Annotated in this window: 18 protein-coding genes; 12 read left to right on the top strand and 6 right to left on the bottom strand. The window is 54.4% G+C overall.

The genetic code is table 11. The annotated features are described in order from the left end of the window. The first annotated feature begins 108 nt into the window (after positions 1 to 108). The gene (tusA, locus tag BM427_RS21950) at positions 109 to 354 is read left to right on the top strand and encodes a sulfurtransferase TusA (protein ID WP_090125944.1); all 246 of its coding nucleotides are present in this window, start codon (positions 109 to 111) and stop codon (positions 352 to 354) included. On the opposite strand, the gene zntA is transcribed toward tusA, so the two are convergent. Together zntA and BM427_RS21940 are read right to left on the bottom strand one after the other, a co-directional pair. Continuing rightward, complete coding sequence (gene zntA / locus BM427_RS21945) at positions 351 to 2,570, bottom strand: Zn(II)/Cd(II)/Pb(II) translocating P-type ATPase ZntA (protein WP_090125869.1); 2,220 nt, start codon at positions 2,568 to 2,570, stop codon at positions 351 to 353. The genes tusA and zntA overlap by 4 nt on opposite strands. A 75-nt stretch (positions 2,571 to 2,645) precedes the next feature. Then, positions 2,646 to 3,272, bottom strand: coding sequence for a lysoplasmalogenase (locus tag BM427_RS21940; RefSeq protein ID WP_090125866.1), 627 nt, complete (start codon positions 3,270 to 3,272; stop codon positions 2,646 to 2,648). A gap of 129 nt (positions 3,273 to 3,401) precedes the next feature. On the opposite strand from BM427_RS21940, the gene BM427_RS21935 reads away from it, so the two are divergent. Further along, positions 3,402 to 3,761, top strand: a complete 360-nt coding sequence (locus tag BM427_RS21935; protein WP_090125862.1) for a DUF2500 domain-containing protein — start codon at positions 3,402 to 3,404, stop codon at positions 3,759 to 3,761. Positions 3,762 to 3,785: 24 nt separating this feature from the next. Here BM427_RS21935 and BM427_RS21930 read toward each other — a convergent pair whose 3' ends face one another. Together BM427_RS21930 and rsmD are read right to left on the bottom strand one after the other, a co-directional pair. Continuing rightward, positions 3,786 to 4,055, bottom strand: a complete 270-nt coding sequence (locus BM427_RS21930; protein WP_244316632.1) for a DUF1145 family protein — start codon at positions 4,053 to 4,055, stop codon at positions 3,786 to 3,788. After that, entirely contained in the window at positions 4,045 to 4,650 is a 606-nt protein-coding gene (gene rsmD / locus BM427_RS21925) for a 16S rRNA (guanine(966)-N(2))-methyltransferase (protein ID WP_090125941.1), read from the bottom strand. The genes BM427_RS21930 and rsmD overlap by 11 nt, the downstream gene beginning before the upstream one ends. 189 nt (positions 4,651 to 4,839) lie before the next feature. Here rsmD and ftsY point away from each other — a divergent pair, with 189 nt between their 5' ends. The 4 genes from ftsY to rpoH all read left to right on the top strand — a co-directional run bounded on the left by ftsY (position 4,840) and on the right by rpoH (position 9,073). After that, positions 4,840 to 6,222, top strand: a complete 1,383-nt coding sequence (gene ftsY, locus BM427_RS21920) for a signal recognition particle-docking protein FtsY (protein WP_090125857.1) — start codon at positions 4,840 to 4,842, stop codon at positions 6,220 to 6,222. Between the two features lie 2 nt (positions 6,223 to 6,224). Next, a complete protein-coding gene (gene ftsE, locus BM427_RS21915) occupies positions 6,225 to 6,893 on the top strand; it encodes a cell division ATP-binding protein FtsE (RefSeq protein ID WP_090125854.1) in 669 nt (222 codons plus the stop codon). Next, positions 6,886 to 7,944: a permease-like cell division protein FtsX gene (gene ftsX / locus BM427_RS21910; RefSeq protein WP_090125848.1), complete on the top strand. Its 1,059-nt coding sequence runs from the start codon at positions 6,886 to 6,888 to the stop codon at positions 7,942 to 7,944. The genes ftsE and ftsX overlap by 8 nt, the downstream gene beginning before the upstream one ends. A 271-nt stretch (positions 7,945 to 8,215) precedes the next feature. After that, positions 8,216 to 9,073, top strand: coding sequence for an RNA polymerase sigma factor RpoH (gene rpoH, locus BM427_RS21905; protein ID WP_007369694.1), 858 nt, complete (start codon positions 8,216 to 8,218; stop codon positions 9,071 to 9,073). A gap of 116 nt (positions 9,074 to 9,189) precedes the next feature. Here the strand turns inward: rpoH and pdxR are convergent, their stop codons facing one another. After that, positions 9,190 to 10,683, bottom strand: a complete 1,494-nt coding sequence (gene pdxR / locus BM427_RS21900; protein WP_090125845.1) for a MocR-like pyridoxine biosynthesis transcription factor PdxR — start codon at positions 10,681 to 10,683, stop codon at positions 9,190 to 9,192. A 103-nt stretch (positions 10,684 to 10,786) separates the two neighbouring features. On the opposite strand from pdxR, the gene BM427_RS21895 reads away from it, so the two are divergent. Together BM427_RS21895 and BM427_RS21890 are read left to right on the top strand one after the other, a co-directional pair. After that, complete coding sequence (locus tag BM427_RS21895) at positions 10,787 to 12,052, top strand: 4-aminobutyrate--2-oxoglutarate transaminase (RefSeq protein WP_090125842.1); 1,266 nt, start codon at positions 10,787 to 10,789, stop codon at positions 12,050 to 12,052. Between the two features lie 241 nt (positions 12,053 to 12,293). Then, a complete protein-coding gene (locus BM427_RS21890; protein WP_139234446.1) occupies positions 12,294 to 13,397 on the top strand; it encodes a branched-chain amino acid ABC transporter substrate-binding protein in 1,104 nt (367 codons plus the stop codon). Between the two features lie 230 nt (positions 13,398 to 13,627). Here BM427_RS21890 and panM read toward each other — a convergent pair whose 3' ends face one another. Beyond that, the gene (gene panM, locus BM427_RS21885) at positions 13,628 to 14,011 is read right to left on the bottom strand and encodes an aspartate 1-decarboxylase autocleavage activator PanM (RefSeq protein ID WP_090125837.1); all 384 of its coding nucleotides are present in this window, start codon (positions 14,009 to 14,011) and stop codon (positions 13,628 to 13,630) included. A 487-nt stretch (positions 14,012 to 14,498) separates the two neighbouring features. On the opposite strand from panM, the gene livK reads away from it, so the two are divergent. From livK to livG, 4 genes are read left to right on the top strand one after another with little or no spacing between them, the layout of a single operon-like run. Beyond that, complete coding sequence (gene livK, locus BM427_RS21880) at positions 14,499 to 15,608, top strand: high-affinity branched-chain amino acid ABC transporter substrate-binding protein LivK (protein WP_090125836.1); 1,110 nt, start codon at positions 14,499 to 14,501, stop codon at positions 15,606 to 15,608. A gap of 54 nt (positions 15,609 to 15,662) precedes the next feature. Next, positions 15,663 to 16,589, top strand: coding sequence for a high-affinity branched-chain amino acid ABC transporter permease LivH (gene livH, locus BM427_RS21875; protein WP_090125833.1), 927 nt, complete (start codon positions 15,663 to 15,665; stop codon positions 16,587 to 16,589). After that, positions 16,586 to 17,863, top strand: a complete 1,278-nt coding sequence (locus BM427_RS21870; protein ID WP_090125830.1) for a high-affinity branched-chain amino acid ABC transporter permease LivM — start codon at positions 16,586 to 16,588, stop codon at positions 17,861 to 17,863. The genes livH and BM427_RS21870 overlap by 4 nt, the downstream gene beginning before the upstream one ends. Beyond that, positions 17,860 to 18,627 carry a high-affinity branched-chain amino acid ABC transporter ATP-binding protein LivG gene (gene livG, locus BM427_RS21865; RefSeq protein WP_064563152.1) on the top strand — a complete coding sequence of 256 codons (768 nt, stop codon included), beginning with the start codon at positions 17,860 to 17,862 and terminating at the stop codon, positions 18,625 to 18,627. The genes BM427_RS21870 and livG overlap by 4 nt, the downstream gene beginning before the upstream one ends.

Genomic DNA, 18,627 nt, shown 5'->3' with positions numbered 1-18,627 from the left:
GCAACTAATGCCGGATGCAATGGTTAATTTTAACGCAATCGTTAACCTCGCTTGCGTCACAAAAAAGGCAGCGTAAACTAATGCGGTTTTTCCCCTTGCGAGATGAAAATGACCGATTTCTTTTCCACTGCTGACCATACACTGGATGCGCAGGGTTTGCGTTGCCCGGAGCCGGTAATGATGGTGCGCAAAACCGTGCGCAATATGCGGGTTGGTGAAACATTGTTGATTATCGCTGATGATCCGGCAACCACCCGCGATATTCCCGGCTTTTGTCGTTTTATGGAACACGAGCTGGTTGCCGGGCAAACCGAATCACTGCCGTATCGGTACGTGGTGCGTAAAAGCCACTAATCTTTGCTGCGTAACAGGCGCAACGCATTGGCTGTTACCAGCACCGTTGCGCCGGTGTCCGCCAGCACCGCCAGCCACAGCCCGGTCATTCCCAGCAGCGTCGTCAGCAGAAAGATGGCTTTCAAACCCAGTGCCACAGCGATATTTTGACGAATATTGCTGTGTGTTGCCCGTGCCAGGCGGATCATCTGCCCAATGCCGATCAGGCGGTTATGCGTTAATGCCGCGTCCGCCGTTTCCAGCGCGACATCTGTGCCGCTGCCCATCGCAATTCCGATAGTTGCGGCTTTCATGGCGGGCGCATCGTTGATGCCATCGCCAACCATCGCCAGCGGTAAGCGCTGGTTGAGTGCCTGTACCGCCAGCACTTTATCTTCCGGCAACAGTCCGGCGCGGAAATCCAGCCCCAACTCTCCGGCGATCGCCGCCGCCGCGCGCGGGTTATCTCCGGTCAGGATCACGCCCTGAACGCCCAGTTCATGCAGCGCGGCAATCGCTTCTTTGGCGTCATCGCGCAGCGTATCCTGCAGCGCCAGTGTGCCAATCGTTTCGCCACCGCGCTCAACTACAATGACGGTCTGGCCGAGGCTCTCTTGCTGATGAATGTGTGTTAACAGCACGCCACCTGACATCCCTTGCGGCAGTTTATCCGGTGCGCTTATGCGAATATATTGCCCGTCAATCTGTGCTTCAATCCCTTTCCCGGCCAGCGTTCTCTGCGCTTGTGCCGTCGGAATTGGCAACTGGCGGCGCTGCGCTTCCTGTACAACAGCCTGCGCCAGCGGGTGCGTAGAACCCTGTTCAACGGCGGCACTGAGCGCCAGCAGTTCCGCTTCGCTGATCCCCGCCAGCGGCGTTACCGCGACAACCTGAGGTTTGCCAATGGTCAGCGTGCCGGTTTTATCAAATGCCACGTGGCGGATGCGGCCAAGTTGCTCCAGCGCCGCGCCACCTTTGATTAACGCGCCCCGCCGTGCGGCTACTGCCAGCCCTGAAGTAATTGCGGCTGGCGTAGAGATCACCAGTGCGCACGGACAACCAATCAACAGCAACGCCAGCCCTTTGTAGATCCACGGTAACCACGGTGCAGCAAACAATAGCGGAGGCACGACCGCAACCAGCAGCGCGACTACCATAATCGCCGGTGTATAGATGCGGCTAAAGCGATCAATAAAGCGCTCAATTGGTGCGCGACGCTCTTCCGCCTCTTCAATCAGCTTGAGAATACGGTCGATGGCGTTTTCGCCGGGCTTCGATACCACTTCCAGCGTCACCAGCCGATCGACGCTGGTGGCACCAGCCGGTACTGATTCGCCGTGGGCGCATTCCACCGGCACCGATTCGCCGGTCAAGGCACTTTCATCAAAACTGGCAAATGCTGACACCAGTTTGCCATCGGCGGGTAAACGCCCGCCTGCCGGGACTTCAATGGTATCGCCGGGCTGTAGCTCGCTGGCGGCGACCGTTTGGCGCTCACCGTTACGCAGCCGGATGGCGGTATCCGGTTTCAGCGCCATCAGCGCGCTGACGCCACGACGTGCGCGGCTGGCGGCCCAGCCTTCAAGGCGTTCGCCAATAAGAAACAGCAGCAATACCATCGCTGCCTCCGCCGTTGCACCAATAAACAGGGCGCCAATCGCTGCCACGCTCATCAGCGTTTCGATAGCAAACCAGCTACCGCTTTTGATCAAGCGTATCGCCTGGCGGGCAATCGGCCACAGGCCGACCAGCGTGGTGGCGACAAAAGCAGCCTGGCCAAAGGGATGGTTGAACTGTTCCAGCGACCAACTGAGCGCCATCATGACCATCAGAACGATCAGTGGCAGGTTTTCCCGCAGCCGCGAAGTTGCGGGCTCGGGCGTGCTGTTCTCGCTGCGTAGCTGGTAGCCAGCCTGCTGAACGGCTTGTTCAACGCGTTCGCGTACATCGCCACTGGCCACCACGATCAGTTTTTCAGTCGCAAAGGTCACCTGAACCTGGCCAATGCCTTCGACCTGGCGGACGGCATTTTCCACTTTGCGGGCGCAAGCGGCGCAGTCCATACCAGAAACCAGCCAGATATAGCGTTCACCTTCCGCGTTCAGTGCCGGTTGTGCATTGCTTTCACAGACACCATCAGCGCAGCAGGATTGCGGTTTCTCCGGCAACGGGCGCAGTTTTATTGCCGCAAACTGAGGGACTTTTTTCGTGTCGGCGGGCGAAGTGGGGGTCGGCATAGCATCCTCCAGGGAATGATAATTTTCTCATTAACCGGAGGATACACTCTGGAGTCGACTCCAGAGTCAAGCCTTTTAAATATACAGCGAACGGACGATCAGAAAATGTCCGGCGAAGTAGCAGGCCGACGCGATGGCGTTATCGGCACGGAAGCGTTTACGGTAGTGGCTCCCCAGCCAGACGATGTTGCCGAGCAGCAGCAACGCCGCACCGACAAACGCCGACAGCGCAGGGCTGGTAGGGCGGAAGAACCACATTTCGCCTGCCAGCCAGACCATCACCAGCGTCATGGCGATAAAGGCACATACGGCCATGCGCAGCTCTTCGAGGCGCGTCCAGACCACAGCCAACAGCAACGCGCCAATAACCAGCAACACTACCGGCAACGGCCAGAAAAAGGAGAGCGTCATCTGGCTGGCGAAGTAGATGGTGTAAAGCAGATGGGCGAGGAAAAAAGCGCCGATAGCGTAGAGCATTTTTTGCCGTGGCAGCAAGGTTAGCGCGTCGCCAATCAGTGAGGCGCAAAGGCCAGCCAGCACCAGATAACTGATTGCGTCGAACATCGGCGCTTGCCAGGCCAGCAAAAGCAGGAGCAGTAGGGTTACGGGTTTAAAAACCCAGCGTTGCCAGGTTGGGCCGCGATAAGATGCATCGACATAGAGCCAGCCAGACAAACAGACAGCAATAAATGACCACAGCATAATTAAGTCCCTGTATCTGTTATTTTTGCGTAAATCTCTCCTGTTCAGTGTAGTGGCGGAAAAAGGAGGATGACAATGCTATTTCACCCGCGATAAGCTCAATTCCGCTTTTTCTGACAGGTTGCCGCCATGAGTAAACCACCGCTTTTTTTCATTCTTGTCATTGTGTTGATCGTCGTTTTCGCTTCTTTTCGCTATGTTCAACAGCGGCGGGAAAAGGTGGCAAATGATGCGACACCGTTACAGCAAAAAAACGTGGTAGTGAGTGGTAAGCGGGAAAAACCCCTCAACGATCGCCGGTCGCGCCAGCAACAGGTGATCCCGGCGGGAAGCGCCATGCGTTATGAGGCGCGTTTCAAACCGCAAGGTGGCGGGCTGGAGATAGTTTTCCGTGTTGATGAGCAGCACTATCATGCGCTGACAGTCGGCGATAAAGGCGTGCTGAGCTATAAAGGCTCGCGTTTTGTCGGTTTTGAACAAGCCCGGTAAGCGCGATACTTCCGGGCGATAATATTACTTCTTCGCTTTTAGTTTTTTCTGCCAAATCAGCAGCTCAAACACGCCGAACAGGAAAATGCGGATCTGTTCAGCTTTGCTCATTTGCGGGCCCTCTTTCGGCAGCGCGGTTTTCAGCATTGTCGCCTGTAAGGCATGCATGAATACGGTAAAGACCAGGGCGACGTTGACGAAAATGTTCAACGGACGCGGGAACGGCTTGATCAGATTCCAGAGCAGAAAGGCCCAGATGCAAAGCATCAGTAAGCGTCCCAGATTAATCAGCAGTGGCATGTTTTTCTCCTTGTGGTGCTTCGCGGTGATATAAACGATACGCCACCTGGCCCGCGACTTTCTCCCGGTGCAGATGCCAGTGCGTCGGCACCGGCGGTAAGCCATTTTCAACTTCACTTTCGATATAAATTAATGCGTCATCGGCGAGCCAACCGTTGTTTTCCAGCAGTTGCACGGTCTCGTCCAGCATCCCCTTACGAAACGGCGGGTCGATAAAGGCAATGGTGTGCGGTGTGCCCTGGCCTGCTAAATAGGCCAGCGTATTGGTATTCACCACTTTGGCGTTGACGGCTTTCAGCATTGCCAGATTTTGTTGCAATTGCTGTGCGACGCTACGCTCCATTTCCACCAGAATAGCACTGGCGGCGTAGCGCGAGAGCGCTTCCAGCCCTAATGCGCCACTTCCGGCAAAGCAATCAAGACAGTGCGCATCAACCAGCGAGGGTGCCAGCCAGTTGAATAAGGTTTCCCGCACGCGATCGGTGGTCGGACGCAGGCCAGGGCTATCCGGGACCGGTAATTTACGGCCCCGCCACTGCCCACCAATAATGCGTATCTGGCCGCTGGCGGCACGGTTAGGTTTCTTCATGGTTTTCGCTTTGCTCATCATTTCGGCCTGCTATTCTAGCGGCCTGACGAAGGACGTTAAACCCTAATCCGCAGGCCGTGATGCGAGTTGAGGAAAGTGTTAGACTATCTGACTAATTAACAAATGTTTTCAGTCCCTGTCATGTAAGACGGGCTGCGCCATGAATCAACAGCGGGAGTGTAGTCGCCAATGGCAAATGAGAAGAAACATGGCTTTTTTTCCTGGCTCGGCTTTGGGCAGAAAGAACAGGCCGAAGAGGCGCAAACCGAATCACAGCAGGTAAGTGAGCAGCCGGTGGAAGAGACGCCGGCGAGTAAACCTGCCGCCGACAGCGAAAAATTTGCCGAAGAGGTCGTTGAGGTCAGCGAACAGCTGGCATATGAAGAGACGCAGCCGGAGCCCGTCGTCGAAGCAGAGGTGCTTCAGGTTGAACACAAAGAACTACCGCTGCCGGAAGAGGTTGCAGAGCACGAGATCGGCGCACAAGAGTGGCAGACAGAAGCAGAACCGCTGGTTGAAGAAGCCGCAGAGGAAGATGAACCTCTGAGCGATGAAGAACTGGACGCGCAGGCGCTGGCCGCTGAAGCTGCGGAAGACGCGGTGATGGTTGTGCCGCCAGAAGAGGCGACGCAGGAGCAGGAGAAACCGACAAAAGAGGGGTTCTTCGCGCGTCTGAAACGCAGTTTGCTGAAAACAAAAGAAAATCTGGGTTCCGGATTTATCAGTCTGTTCCGCGGTAAAAAAATCGATGATGATCTGTTTGAAGAACTGGAAGAGCAGTTGCTGATTGCGGATGTTGGCGTTGAGACCACGCGCAGAATCATCACCAACCTGACGGAAGGCGCAAGCCGTAAGCAGCTTCGCGATGCGGAAGCACTTTATGGTTTGCTGAAAGAGGAAATGAGCGACATCCTCGCGAAGGTTAATGAGCCGCTAAATATTGAGGGCAAAACGCCGTTTGTGATTTTGATGGTTGGCGTTAACGGTGTGGGTAAAACCACCACCATCGGTAAGCTGGCTCGTCAGTTTGAACAGCAGGGTAAATCGGTGATGCTGGCGGCGGGAGATACTTTCCGCGCTGCAGCGGTTGAGCAGTTGCAGGTTTGGGGCCAGCGCAACAATATTCCGGTGATTGCTCAGCATACCGGCGCGGATTCTGCTTCGGTCATTTTTGATGCTATTCAGGCGGCGAAAGCGCGCAATATTGATGTGCTGATTGCCGATACTGCCGGACGTTTGCAGAACAAATCTCATTTGATGGAAGAGTTGAAGAAAATTGTCCGCGTCATGAAAAAGCTTGACGAGGACGCCCCCCATGAAGTGATGCTGACAATTGATGCCAGCACCGGGCAAAATGCGATAAGCCAGGCCAAACTGTTCCACGAAGCGGTTGGCCTTACTGGTATCACGCTGACCAAACTCGACGGCACCGCCAAAGGCGGCGTAATTTTCTCGGTGGCGGATCAGTTCGGCATTCCGATCCGCTACATTGGTGTCGGCGAACGTATCGAAGATCTGCGTCCGTTTAACGCGGGCGATTTTATTGAGGCGCTTTTTGCCCGAGAGGATTAACAATGATTCGCTTTGAACATGTCAGCAAAGCCTATCTCGGTGGGAGACAAGCGTTGCAGGGGGTCACATTCCACCTGCAACCAGGCGAGATGGCCTTTCTGACCGGGCACTCCGGCGCGGGGAAGAGCACCCTGCTGAAGCTTATCTGCGGGATTGAGCGGCCAAGCACCGGGAAAATTCTGTTCAGCGGCCACGACATTAGCCGTCTGAAGAACCGTGAAGTCCCGTTTTTACGTCGTCAGATCGGCATGATTTTTCAGGATCATCACTTGCTGATGGATCGCACGGTGTATGACAACGTGGCGATTCCGCTGATTATCGCCGGCGCGAGCGGTGATGACATTCGTCGTCGTGTGTCGGCGGCGCTGGATAAGGTCGGGTTGCTTGATAAAGCGAAAAGCTTCCCGATTCAGCTTTCCGGCGGTGAGCAGCAGCGCGTCGGCATTGCCCGCGCGGTAGTGAATAAACCGGCAGTGCTGCTGGCAGATGAACCGACCGGTAACCTGGACGACGCATTGTCTGAAGGGATTTTACGTCTGTTTGAAGAGTTTAACCGCGTTGGGGTTACGGTACTGATGGCGACCCACGATCTGGGGCTGATTTCCCGGCGTTCGTACCGTATGCTGACTCTGAGCGATGGCCATTTGCATGGAGGCGCGGTGGGTGAATAAGCGCGACGCATTAAATCATATCCGGCAGTTTGGCAGCCGGCTTGACCGTTTTCGTAAATCCGCCGCAGGCGCAGGCGAGGGTAATCGCAATGCCCCACGCCGTGGTAAAGCGGCAAATAAACCGCCATCACGTAAAACCAATGTCTTTAACGAGCAGGTTCGCTACGCCTGGCACGGCGCGTTGCAGGATCTGAAAAGCAAACCGCTGGCAACGTTCCTGACGGTGATGGTCATTGCCATCTCTCTGACGCTGCCGAGTGTTTGCTATATGGTCTACAAAAACGTCAACCAGGCGGCGGCGCAGTACTATCCGTCGCCGCAGATCACCGTCTATTTCGACAAAACGCTGGATGATAACGCCGCGCAGCAGGTGGTGGGCCAGCTCCAGTCCGAGCAGGGCGTGGAGAAGGTGAACTACCTTTCCCGCGAGGATGCGCTCGGCGAGTTCCGCAACTGGTCCGGGTTTGGCGGCGCGCTGGATATGCTGGAAGAGAACCCGCTGCCCGCTGTGGCGGTAGTGGTTCCTAAACTGGATTTTCAGAGCACGGATTCGCTGAAGACATTGCGTGATCGCATCTCTCATATCCATGGTATTGATGAAGTGCGTATGGACGATAGCTGGTTTGCGCGTCTGGCGTCGCTGACCGGGCTGGTCGGGCGCGTGTCGGCGATGATCGGCGTACTGATGGTTGCGGCCGTCTTCCTTGTTATCGGCAACAGTGTGCGGCTGAGTATTTTTGCCCGCCGGGATTCTATCAACGTGCAGAAACTGATCGGCGCAACGGACGGTTTTATCCTGCGTCCGTTCCTGTATGGCGGCGCGCTGCTTGGGTTCTCTGGCGCGTTCTTATCGCTGATCTTGTCAGAGATTATGGTGTTACGGCTCTCCTCGGCTGTTACCGATGTGGCGAAAGTGTTCGGCACTCAGTTCGAGCTAAGCGGCTTGTCTTTCGACGAGTGCTTATTGCTGTTGCTGGTCTGTTCGATGATCGGTTGGATAGCAGCCTGGCTGGCGACGGTGCAACATTTACGTCACTTTACTCCCGATTAAAAAAACTCTGGTATACTCTTTCCCTGCAATGAAGTATTCCCGTAGCAGGGAAAGCGTATCGCCCCTTTCTGATGTTTTCCTTGCACCGGTTTTTTCATCCAGATGTCACAATTTGTGCGTAATTTATTCACAGGGTGACATGGAACTTGTGGATAAAATCACTGTCTGATACAAATGTGAATGCTAATCTCGTTGCTCATAAGTACTGGCATGTTTGTTGCTTGACTGCGGACAGACCGCCGCCAGTGGAAAGTAAATTGAGAGGATTTGAATGACCAAAGAAATGCAAACTTTAGCTTTAGCCCCTGTTGGTAACCTGGAGTCTTATGTCCGGGCCGCTAACGCATGGCCGATGTTGACGGCTGATGAAGAACGGGCGCTGGCTGAAAAGCTGCATTACCAGGGCGATCTGGAAGCAGCGAAAAAGCTGATTCTGTCTCACCTGCGCTTTGTTGTTCATATTGCTCGTAATTACTCGGGCTATGGTCTGCCGCAGGCGGATCTTATCCAGGAAGGTAATATCGGCCTGATGAAAGCTGTGCGTCGCTTCAACCCGGAAGTGGGTGTGCGACTGGTTTCCTTCGCCGTGCACTGGATCAAAGCTGAGATCCACGAGTATGTGCTGCGCAACTGGCGTATCGTGAAAGTGGCAACTACCAAAGCACAGCGCAAGCTGTTCTTTAATCTGCGTAAAGCAAAACAGCGTCTGGGCTGGTTTAACCAGGACGAAGTCGAAATGGTGGCCCGTGAACTGGGCGTGACCAGCAAAGACGTGCGTGAAATGGAATCGCGTATGGCGGCGCAGGACATGACGTTTGATATGTCCCCGGACGATGACGCTCAGGACAGCCAGCCGATGGCTCCCGTGCTCTATTTACAGGATAAATCGTCGAACTTTGCCGATGGCATTGAAGACGACAACTGGGAAGAGCAGGCCGCCAACAAACTGACCGACGCAATGAAAGGGCTGGACGAACGCAGCCAGCAGATCATCCGCGCCCGCTGGCTGGACGAAGAGAACAAGTCCACACTGCAGGAGCTGGCCGACCGTTACGGCGTTTCCGCCGAGCGTGTACGACAGCTTGAGAAGAACGCGATGAAAAAACTGCGCGCTGCTATCGAAGCGTAAGCGTATGTCGTGAAGAAGCCGGGTCGGCGCAAGCCTCGCCCGGCTTTTTGTTGTCTTTAGGAAACCCACAGTCAGCTTGGGGTTCGCAAAGCTTTCGGCTTTCAGCCTGTTATTTTTTAACGCGCGCTATTTTTGCTTCCCGACGTTTCGCGTATCAGCGCCGCAAGCTCGGCAAATACTGGCTCCATCTCTTCTTCCTCCATCGCCGCAAATCCCATCAACAGGCCGCGCGCTGACCTGTCGCCGCTGTAATAACGCGACAGCGGCCGCACCAGAATGCCACGGACGTTAGCCGTTTGCGCCAGCGCGACATCATCGCAGGAAGCAGGCAACGACAACACCAGATGCAGACCGGCATTATCGTTAAACTCGCTAAGCGCCTCTTTGCCAAGATAATCGGTGATAAGCTGCGCCAGCCGCGCGCGGCGACGGGCGTACAGTAACCGCATCCGGCGAATATGCGCCGTGTAATGCCCCTCGCGAATGAACTGCGCCAGCGCTTCCTGATCCAGCAAACGCCCGCCGCGATAGAGTTCGGCATGCGCGGTTTTTAGCGCCTGCATTAGCGGGCGCGGTAACACCAGATAACCGAGCCGCAACCCAGGGTAGAGCGTTTTACTGAATGTACCGGTGTAAATCACTGGCGCATCGTCCACCAACCCCTGCAAGGCGGGAATGGGCTGACCCGAGAAGCGGAATTCGCTGTCATAATCATCCTCGATAATCCAGCTTCCGGTTTGCCGCGCCAGCGCTAATAGCCGCTGGCGGCGCTCCAGGCTCATCACGCAGCCCAGCGGATACTGATGCGAAGGGGTAACGAAAATCAGTTTTGGCGGCGTATCGCCTGGCTCCGGCGGGTTCATCCCGGATCTGTCGACTTCTATGGCCTGCAAGTTAACGCCATTTACCGCCAGCACATTACGAATTCCCCAGTAGGCTGGCTCCTCAATCCACGCCAGATCGCCAGGATTGCACAGCATGCGCGAGACCAGATCAATGGCCTGATGAATACCTTCCGTAATCAGGATCTGCTCTGCGTTACAGCGAACCGAGCGCGTTACCCGCAAATATTCCACCAGCGCCTGCTGCAGCGCGCTGCTGCCGCCAGCGTTGCTATAAGAAAGCTGTATTGCCTGCGGTTTTCGACTTACGCGAGACTGTATTTTTCGCAACAGTGCATGCGGGAAAGCGTTGATATCCGGGACGCCCGGCAGAAACGCACCCCATTGGCGCGCGCTGGCATTGCTATGGCTCAGCAGATGCTGGCCGCGGGCAGAAAGTTGTGAAGGCAGGCTGGCGCTGAGTTTTTCACCCGCAGTCAGGGGCGCGGAAAGCAGGCTGTCCGGGACGGTACCTGCCACAAAGGTGCCGCTGCCGGTACGGGAAACAACATAGCCTTCAGCCAGTAACTGCTCATACACCGTCAGCACTGTATTGCGCGACACATTCAGTTGCGCGGCTAAATCGCGGCTCGGTGGCAGGCGGCTTTGCGTCGGCAGGCTACCGTCGAGTATCGACAGGCGAATCGCGTTATATAATTTCTTATGCAGCTTGCCTTCGTGCTGCTCGTCCAGACGCAGCTGCAGCAAGTCAGAGACGAGCGAGCGCAATTGGATCCCTCAATTATTCAAAACTGGTACTCGATTATAGAACCACTTATGTCATGTTTTCACAACAGATGCAGCAACAACGAACACAGACGAGGGTCATCAGGTGAAGAATAACGAACTACATCAGCGCCGTTTAAAGGCTACGCCGCGCGGGATTGGCGTGATGTGCAGTTTTTATGCGGAAAAAGCAGAAAATGCCACATTATGGGATGTCGAAGGCAACGAGGTAATCGACTTTGCCGCCGGGATCGCGGTGCTTAACACTGGGCATCGCCACCCGAAAGTAATGGCTGCGGTGGAAAAACAGTTGCAGGCATTTACGCACACCGCTTATCAAATTGTTCCTTACGAAAGCTATGTTTCGCTGGCGGAACGTATTAATGAACGCGTGCCAGTTGATGGCCCGGCGAAAACGGCGTTTTTCTCAACCGGCGCGGAAGCGGTGGAGAATGCGGTAAAAATTGCCCGCGCTTACACCAAACGCCCTGGTGTGATTACCTTCGGCGGTGGTTTCCATGGACGTACGTTTATGACCATGGCACTGACCGGGAAAGTTGCACCGTACAAAATCGGGTTTGGCCCGTTCCCCGGTTCGATTTACCACGCACAATATCCGAATGCACTGCACGGCGTCAGTACTGACGATGCGCTGAAAAGTCTTGAACGCATCTTTAAAGCGGATATCGCGCCGGATCAGGTTGCGGCCATTCTTCTGGAGCCGGTACAGGGCGAAGGCGGTTTTAACGTGGCACCAGCGGATTTTATGAACGCGCTGCGCAAACTGTGTGACAACCACGGAATTCTGCTGATTGTTGATGAGGTGCAGAGCGGCTTTGCCCGTACCGGGAAATTGTTCGCTACCGAGTATTATGATGTTAAACCAGATCTGATCACTATGGCGAAAAGCCTGGCGGGCGGATTACCGCTGTCGGCGGTTGCCGGTCGCGCAGAGGTAATGGATGCGCCTGCGCCTGGTGGCCTGGGCGGCACTTACGCCGGTAATCCGCTGGCGGTTGCCGCAGCACACGCGGTGCTGGATGTTATCGACGAAGAAAACTTGTGTGAACGTGCTAACCATCTGGGCAAACATCTGGTGGAAATGCTGACGCAGGCAAAAGCGCAGTGCCCGTACATTGCAGATATCCGCGCACAGGGCTCGATGGTGGCCGTGGAATTTAACGATCCCAGTACTGGCGCGCCATCGCCTGAATTTACCAAACAGGTGCAGGACAACGCGCTGGCGGCAGGCGTGCTACTGCTGAGCTGTGGTGTCTACGGCAATGTGATCCGTTTCCTCTATCCGTTAACCATTCCGGAAGTTCAGTTCCGCAAAGCGCTGGATATTATCCAACAGTCACTGACCCGCTAACTATTTAGCCGCCTTATGGGCGGCTTTTTTACAGTGTGTCATCACTCTGTCGCATAACCTTCAAAATTGTTATTCCATATTCCGAAAAATGGGGTATGTTTTAGCAGAGTATGCTGCTAAGGCACCGGCAGAATGGTTAATAACTACTATCATATTCTTTTCTTATGATGGTAAGGAAAATAATGTGCCACACAACAACATCACAACAAATGCAATAACCATAACAATGGGGAAACTCAGGATGAAAATGAAGGGCAAAGCGTTACTGGCAGGATGTATTGCGTTAGCAATGAGCAACGTGGCATTCGCCAAAGATATTAAAGTTGCCGTTGTCGGTGCGATGTCCGGTCCGGTTGCGCAGTACGGCGACCAGGAATTTACCGGCGCTGAGCAGGCTATCGCAGACATCAACGCGAAGGGCGGCATCAAAGGCGACAAACTGGTAGCGGTAAAATATGATGATGCGTGTGACCCGAAACAAGCGGTTGCTGTAGCCAACAAAGTGGTCAACGACGGCATCAAATATGTTATCGGTCACCTGTGCTCCTCTTCTACTCAGCCTGCGTCGGATATCTATGAAGACGAAGGTATTCTGATGATCACACCTGCGGCGACAGCACCTGAGCTGACTGCGCGTGGTTACAAATTGACGCTGCGTACGACTGGCCTGGATTCCGATCAGGGCCCGACCGCTGCGAAATACATTCTGGATAAAGTGAAACCGCAACGCATCGCGGTCATCCACGACAAACAGCAGTACGGTGAAGGTCTGGCGCGTGCTGTGCAGGACGGTCTGAAAAAAGGTGGCGCCAACGTGGTGTTCTTTGACGGTATCACCGCAGGTGAGAAAGATTTCTCCACGCTGGTGGCGCGTCTGAAAAAAGAGAACATCGATTTCGTTTACTACGGCGGCTATCACCCGGAAATGGGGCAGATCCTGCGTCAGTCACGCGCGGCTGGCCTGAAAACCCAGTTTATGGGGCCGGAAGGTGTAGCGAACGTCTCCCTGTCTAACATCGCGGGCGATGCAGCAGAAGGCATGCTGGTGACGAAGCCGAAGAACTACGATCAGATTCCGGCGAACAAACCGATTGTTGATGCTATCAAAGCGAAGAAACAGGATCCGAGCGGCGCATTCGTATGGACCACCTACGCAGCCGTGCAATCTCTGGCGGCAGGTCTGAACCAGACTGCGGAACCGGCTGCGATTGCCACTTATCTGAAAGGGCACACTGTTGACACCGTGATGGGGCCGCTGTCATGGGATCAGAAGGGCGATCTGAAAGGCTTTGAGTTTGGTGTGTTTACCTGGCACGCGAATGGTACGGCGACTGACGCTAAGTAATTTTCTGAACTGACCGTTGCCTTTTGCGCCGCTGGTGCAGTGGTGGCATTCATTCACCCCGGTCACTTATTCCAGTCAGTTTCCGGGGATGAGCGAGCTTGCCTGCACATGAAACGAAATGTCTGGTCAACAGTTTTGCAAGCCGGGGTAAATCCCCGGCTTTTTTATGCGCTTTTGTTGAGTGTCGGCCTGATAAGTGTAGCGCCATCAGGCAACTCTACAGAGGAGGGTTAACGTTTTTCCCAGCCATTTTCCTGCGCGGTAAAGCCCAGCGTCTGAGCGAACGCCGCCATCACATTGCGATCTTCGACCCCAATATCGGCAATCCACCAACGGGTGATGCTGGGGTTATTACGAATCACTTCTTCAACGAGGTACTGCCCAACGCCGCGACGGCGTGTGATATCGCGTACGCGCAGCGAATCCAGCGCACCTTCGGTGCCGATCAGGGTTACGCGCACGGCGGCCAAAAGGCGATCGTTAAAACGGGCCGCATAAATGCGGTGGTCATCATCCACTTCAAGGGATGCGGGGGAGTATTCCGGCCAGACTTTCGCTAAATCAATATGATCCTGCTCGGTAAAGGTTACCAGTCGGATGATAGTCAATTTCATGTACAGCTTGTCCAAAACGCAAAAGAGAGTGTGAGTGTAATCAATTTTATCGGTCCGGGAGGGGTGGTTTTTTATTTTTCATTTGGCAGGGGAATAATTTTGCCACAGACGCTTAGCCAGTGTGAAACATTAGGGATTGAAAAACAGGTAGCATTTTAACCTGACAGGTAGCGATTTGTTCCACTTTATGTACCATTATTTTATGCTGATAATAGGACTTTTTTTGTTTATCTCCGATTAAATACAGAATATTATCTGTGCTTAATCGCCTGAAAAATAGAGGATTTAGTCTGGTTTTTGCCAAAAAACTGCGCTAAACCATTAAAGGCGCTGGTAAAAATAGCGTTGTGCATTAAAAGTACAGAATGCTTTTTAACCATAAAAAAACAAAATTATTACACAAATGATTTAGCGAGCAGAAAAGCACCACATTTGCGGCGCGAAGAATAAAGTGTAAACACGACATCACGAATGGGGATTTACAACAATGAGAAGGAACGCGAAGACATTAATCGCGGGAATGGTTGCACTTGCGATGTCTCACGCGGCCATGGCGAAGGATATTAAAGTGGCGGTTGTTGGGGCGATGTCCGGCCCTGTTGCCCAGTGGGGTGACATGGAATTTAACGGCGCGCGCCAGGCTATCCACGATATCAATGCCAAAGGCGGAATCAAAGGCGACAAACTGGTTGCTGTTGAGTACGACGACGCCTGTGACCCGAAGCAAGCCGTTGCTGTAGCGAACAAAATCGTTAACGACGGCGTGAAATATGTAATTGGCCATCTCTGCTCATCCTCCACGCAGCCTGCATCTGATATCTACGAAGACGAAGGTATTCTGATGATCACGCCTGGCGCGACGAATCCGGAACTGACTCAACGCGGTTATCAATACATTATGCGTACCGCCGGGCTGGACTCTTCACAGGGGCCGACCGCCGCGAAATACATTCTGAATTCGGTTAAACCGCAGCGTATCGCCATCATTCACGATAAGCAGCAGTATGGTGAGGGTCTTGCGCGTTCCGTGCAGGAAGGGTTGAAAGCTGGCGGCGCAAACATTGTTTTCTTTGATAGCATCACCGCTGGTGAAAAAGATTTCTCCGCGCTTATTGCCCGCCTGCAAAAAGAAAATATCGATTTTGTCTACTACGGTGGCTATTACCCTGAGATGGGGCAAATGCTGCGTCAGGCGCGCGCCAGCGGACTGAAAACTCAGTTTATGGGGCCGGAAGGCGTAGGTAACGCTTCTCTGTCTAACATCGCGGGCAATGCGGCGGAAGGTATGTTGGTAACCATGCCGAAGCGCTATGACCAGGATCCGGCGAACCAGAGCATCGTCGATGCCCTGAAAGCGGAGAAGAAAGATGCGAGCGGGCCATATGTGTGGATCACTTATGCCGCCGTGCAATCGCTGGAGACCGCGCTGGAGCGTACCGGCAGCGACGAACCGCTGACGCTTATCAAAGATTTAAAAGCCAACGGGGCTAAAACCGTGATTGGGCCGCTGAACTGGGATGAAAAAGGCGATCTGAAAGGATTTGAGTTTGGCGTCTTCCAATGGCACGCCGATGGTTCGTCCTCTGTGGCGAAATAACTGTCATCCCGCTTCCCGGGCGTAATGCTCGGGAAGTTTTAAGAAGGTTAAGTTATGTCCGAGCAGTTTCTCTATTTTGTGCAGCAGATGTTTAACGGCGTAACGCTGGGAAGCACCTATGCATTGATTGCCATTGGTTACACCATGGTTTACGGCATCATCGGCATGATCAACTTCGCCCACGGCGAGGTGTACATGATCGGTAGCTATGTCTCCTTTATGATCATCGCCGCGCTGATGATGATGGGTATCGACAGCAGCTGGCTGCTGGTCGCCGCCGGTTTTGTGGGCGCCATCGTGATCGCCAGCGCATATGGCTGGAGCATTGAACGAGTGGCCTATCGCCCGGTGCGCAACTCCAAGCGCCTGATTGCACTGATCTCCGCCATCGGCATGTCCATCTTCCTGCAAAACTACGTCAGCCTGACCGAAGGTTCGCGTGATGTGGCGTTGCCGAGCCTGTTCAACGGCCAGTGGATTGTTGGCAGTAGCGAAAACTTCTCTGCTTCCATCACCACCATGCAGTTGGTCATCTGGATTGTGACTTTCGTGGCGATGCTGGCGCTGACGCTATTTATCCGCTACTCCCGTATGGGCCGCGCCTGCCGCGCCTGTGCAGAAGACCTGAAAATGGCCAGCTTGCTGGGGATTAACACTGACCGCGTCATCGCGCTGACCTTTGTGATCGGTGCGGCAATGGCGGCGGTGGCTGGCGTGTTGCTCGGTCAGTTCTACGGCGTGATCAACCCCTACATTGGCTTTATGGCCGGGATGAAGGCGTTCACCGCAGCGGTGCTGGGTGGTATCGGCAGCATCCCAGGCGCGATGATCGGCGGGCTGATCCTCGGCGTTACCGAATCGCTCTCCTCTGCGTATCTCAGTACGGAATATAAAGATGTGGTTTCGTTCGGGCTGTTGATCGTGGTGTTGCTGGTGATGCCTACTGGTATCCTGGGCCGCCCGGAGGTGGAAAAAGTATGAAACCGATGCATTTTGCGATGGCGCTGCTTTCCGCCGCGATGTTCTTCGTGCTGGCTGGCGTCTTTATGGGTGTCCAGCTTGACCTGGATGGTACCAAACTGGTGGTGAACACGGCGGCGAATATCCGCTGGCAGTGGATGATCATTGGCACTGCCGTGGTCTTTTTCTTCCAGTTGCTGCGTCCGCTGTTACAGAAAAACCTGCGCGGTGTTTCCGGTCCGAAATTCGTTATGCCGTCGATCGATGGCTCTACGGTAAAACAAAAACTGTTCCTGCTGGCGCTGCTGGTTATCGCTGTGGCATGGCCGTTTGTTGTGTCGCGCGGCACGGTGGATATCGCCACCATGACGATGATTTATATCATCCTCGGCCTGGGGTTGAATGTCGTAGTGGGGCTTTCCGGCTTGCTGGTGCTGGGCTATGGTGGTTTTTACGCCATCGGTGCCTATACCTTCGCGTTGTTGAACCACTATTACGGGCTGGGTTTCTGGACTTGTCTGCCGCTGGCGGGGCTGGTTTCTGCTGCTGCCGGGTTTCTGTTGGGCTTTCCTGTGTTGCGTCTGCGCGGTGATTATCTGGCGATTGTAACGCTCGGCTTCGGTGAAATCGTCCGTATCCTGCTGCTGAATAACACTGAAATTACCGGCGGCCCGAATGGCATCAGTCAGATCCCGAAACCGACGCTGTTCGGTCTGGAGTTCAGCCGTACTGCGCGTGAAGGCGGCTGGGATACCTTCAGCAACTTCTTCCATGTGGCCTATGATCCGAATGACCGCGTGGTTTTCCTCTATCTGGTAGCACTGCTATTGGTCGTGGTCACGCTGTTTGTCATTAACCGCCTGCTGCGTATGCCGCTTGGCCGTGCGTGGGAAGCGCTGCGTGAAGATGAAATCGCCTGCCGCTCGTTGGGGCTGAATCCGACGCACATCAAGCTGACCGCCTTTACCATCAGCGCCGCGTTTGCCGGTTTTGCCGGAACGCTGTTCGCTGCTCGCCAGGGTTTTGTCAGCCCGGAATCTTTTACCTTTGCCGAATCAGCCTTTGTGCTGGCGATTGTGGTACTGGGCGGTATGGGTTCGCAGTTTGCGGTTATTCTCGCGGCCATCTTGCTGGTGGTTTCCCGCGAGCTGATGCGTGATTTTAATGAATACAGCATGTTGATGCTGGGTGGTTTGATGGTACTGATGATGATTTGGCGTCCGCAAGGCTTGCTGCCGATGACCCGTCCGCAGTTGAAATTGAAAAGCGGGCAAGCGAAAGGAGAGCAGGCATGAGTCAGCCATTGTTATCCGTAAACGGCCTGATGATGCGATTCGGCGGTCTGCTGGCAGTGAACAACGTCGCGCTGGATCTGCATCCACAAGAGATCGTTTCGCTGATTGGTCCGAACGGTGCGGGGAAAACCACCGTATTTAACTGCCTCACTGGTTTCTATAAGCCGACCGGCGGCACCATTATGCTGCGTGATAAGCACCTCGAAGGGTTGCCGGGCCAGCAAATCGCGCGGATGGGTGTGGTACGTACTTTCCAGCACGTGCGCCTGTTCCGTGAAATGACGGTGATTGAGAACCTGCTGGTCGGCCAGCATCAGCAACTGAAAACCGGCGTCTTCTCTGGCTTGCTGAAAACTCCGGCCTTCCGCCGGGCACAAAGTGAAGCGCTGGATCGCGCAGCGGTGTGGCTGGAGCGTATCGGTTTGTTAGCCCATGCTAACCGTCAGGCCAGTAACCTGGCTTACGGTGACCAGCGTCGTCTGGAGATCGTCCGTTGCATGGTGACGCAGCCGGAGATCCTGATGCTCGACGAACCGGCGGCCGGTCTCAACCCGAAAGAGACCAAAGAGCTGGACGAACTGATCGTCGAGCTGCGCAACAACCACAACACCACCATTCTGCTCATTGAGCACGATATGAAACTGGTGATGGGAATTTCCGACAGGATTTATGTGGTGAACCAGGGGACGCCGCTGGCGAACGGGACGCCGGAAGAGATCCGTAACAACCCGGACGTGATCCGCGCATACCTGGGTGAGGCATAA

The organism is Kosakonia arachidis (assembly GCF_900116535.1).
Classification (GTDB): Bacteria; Pseudomonadota; Gammaproteobacteria; order Enterobacterales; family Enterobacteriaceae; genus Kosakonia; species Kosakonia arachidis.
Note: the sequence above shows the minus strand (reverse complement) of the source record. Positions and strands in the feature narration are given on the sequence as shown.

Excerpts from the sequence above, each read along its gene's own strand:
- tusA (WP_090125944.1), top strand. The coding sequence starts at position 109 with ATGACCGATTTCTTTTCCACTGCTGACCATACACTGGATGCGCAGGGT.
- zntA (WP_090125869.1), bottom strand. The coding sequence starts at position 2,570 with ATGCCGACCCCCACTTCGCCCGCCGACACGAAAAAAGTCCCTCAGTTT.
- BM427_RS21940 (WP_090125866.1), bottom strand. The coding sequence starts at position 3,272 with ATGCTGTGGTCATTTATTGCTGTCTGTTTGTCTGGCTGGCTCTATGTC.
- BM427_RS21935 (WP_090125862.1), top strand. The coding sequence starts at position 3,402 with ATGAGTAAACCACCGCTTTTTTTCATTCTTGTCATTGTGTTGATCGTC.
- rsmD (WP_090125941.1), bottom strand. The coding sequence starts at position 4,650 with ATGAAGAAACCTAACCGTGCCGCCAGCGGCCAGATACGCATTATTGGT.
- ftsY (WP_090125857.1), top strand. The coding sequence starts at position 4,840 with ATGGCAAATGAGAAGAAACATGGCTTTTTTTCCTGGCTCGGCTTTGGG.
- ftsE (WP_090125854.1), top strand. The coding sequence starts at position 6,225 with ATGATTCGCTTTGAACATGTCAGCAAAGCCTATCTCGGTGGGAGACAA.
- rpoH (WP_007369694.1), top strand. The coding sequence starts at position 8,216 with ATGACCAAAGAAATGCAAACTTTAGCTTTAGCCCCTGTTGGTAACCTG.
- BM427_RS21890 (WP_139234446.1), top strand. The coding sequence starts at position 12,294 with ATGAAAATGAAGGGCAAAGCGTTACTGGCAGGATGTATTGCGTTAGCA.
- panM (WP_090125837.1), bottom strand. The coding sequence starts at position 14,011 with ATGAAATTGACTATCATCCGACTGGTAACCTTTACCGAGCAGGATCAT.
- livK (WP_090125836.1), top strand. The coding sequence starts at position 14,499 with ATGAGAAGGAACGCGAAGACATTAATCGCGGGAATGGTTGCACTTGCG.
- livH (WP_090125833.1), top strand. The coding sequence starts at position 15,663 with ATGTCCGAGCAGTTTCTCTATTTTGTGCAGCAGATGTTTAACGGCGTA.
- BM427_RS21870 (WP_090125830.1), top strand. The coding sequence starts at position 16,586 with ATGAAACCGATGCATTTTGCGATGGCGCTGCTTTCCGCCGCGATGTTC.
- livG (WP_064563152.1), top strand. The coding sequence starts at position 17,860 with ATGAGTCAGCCATTGTTATCCGTAAACGGCCTGATGATGCGATTCGGC.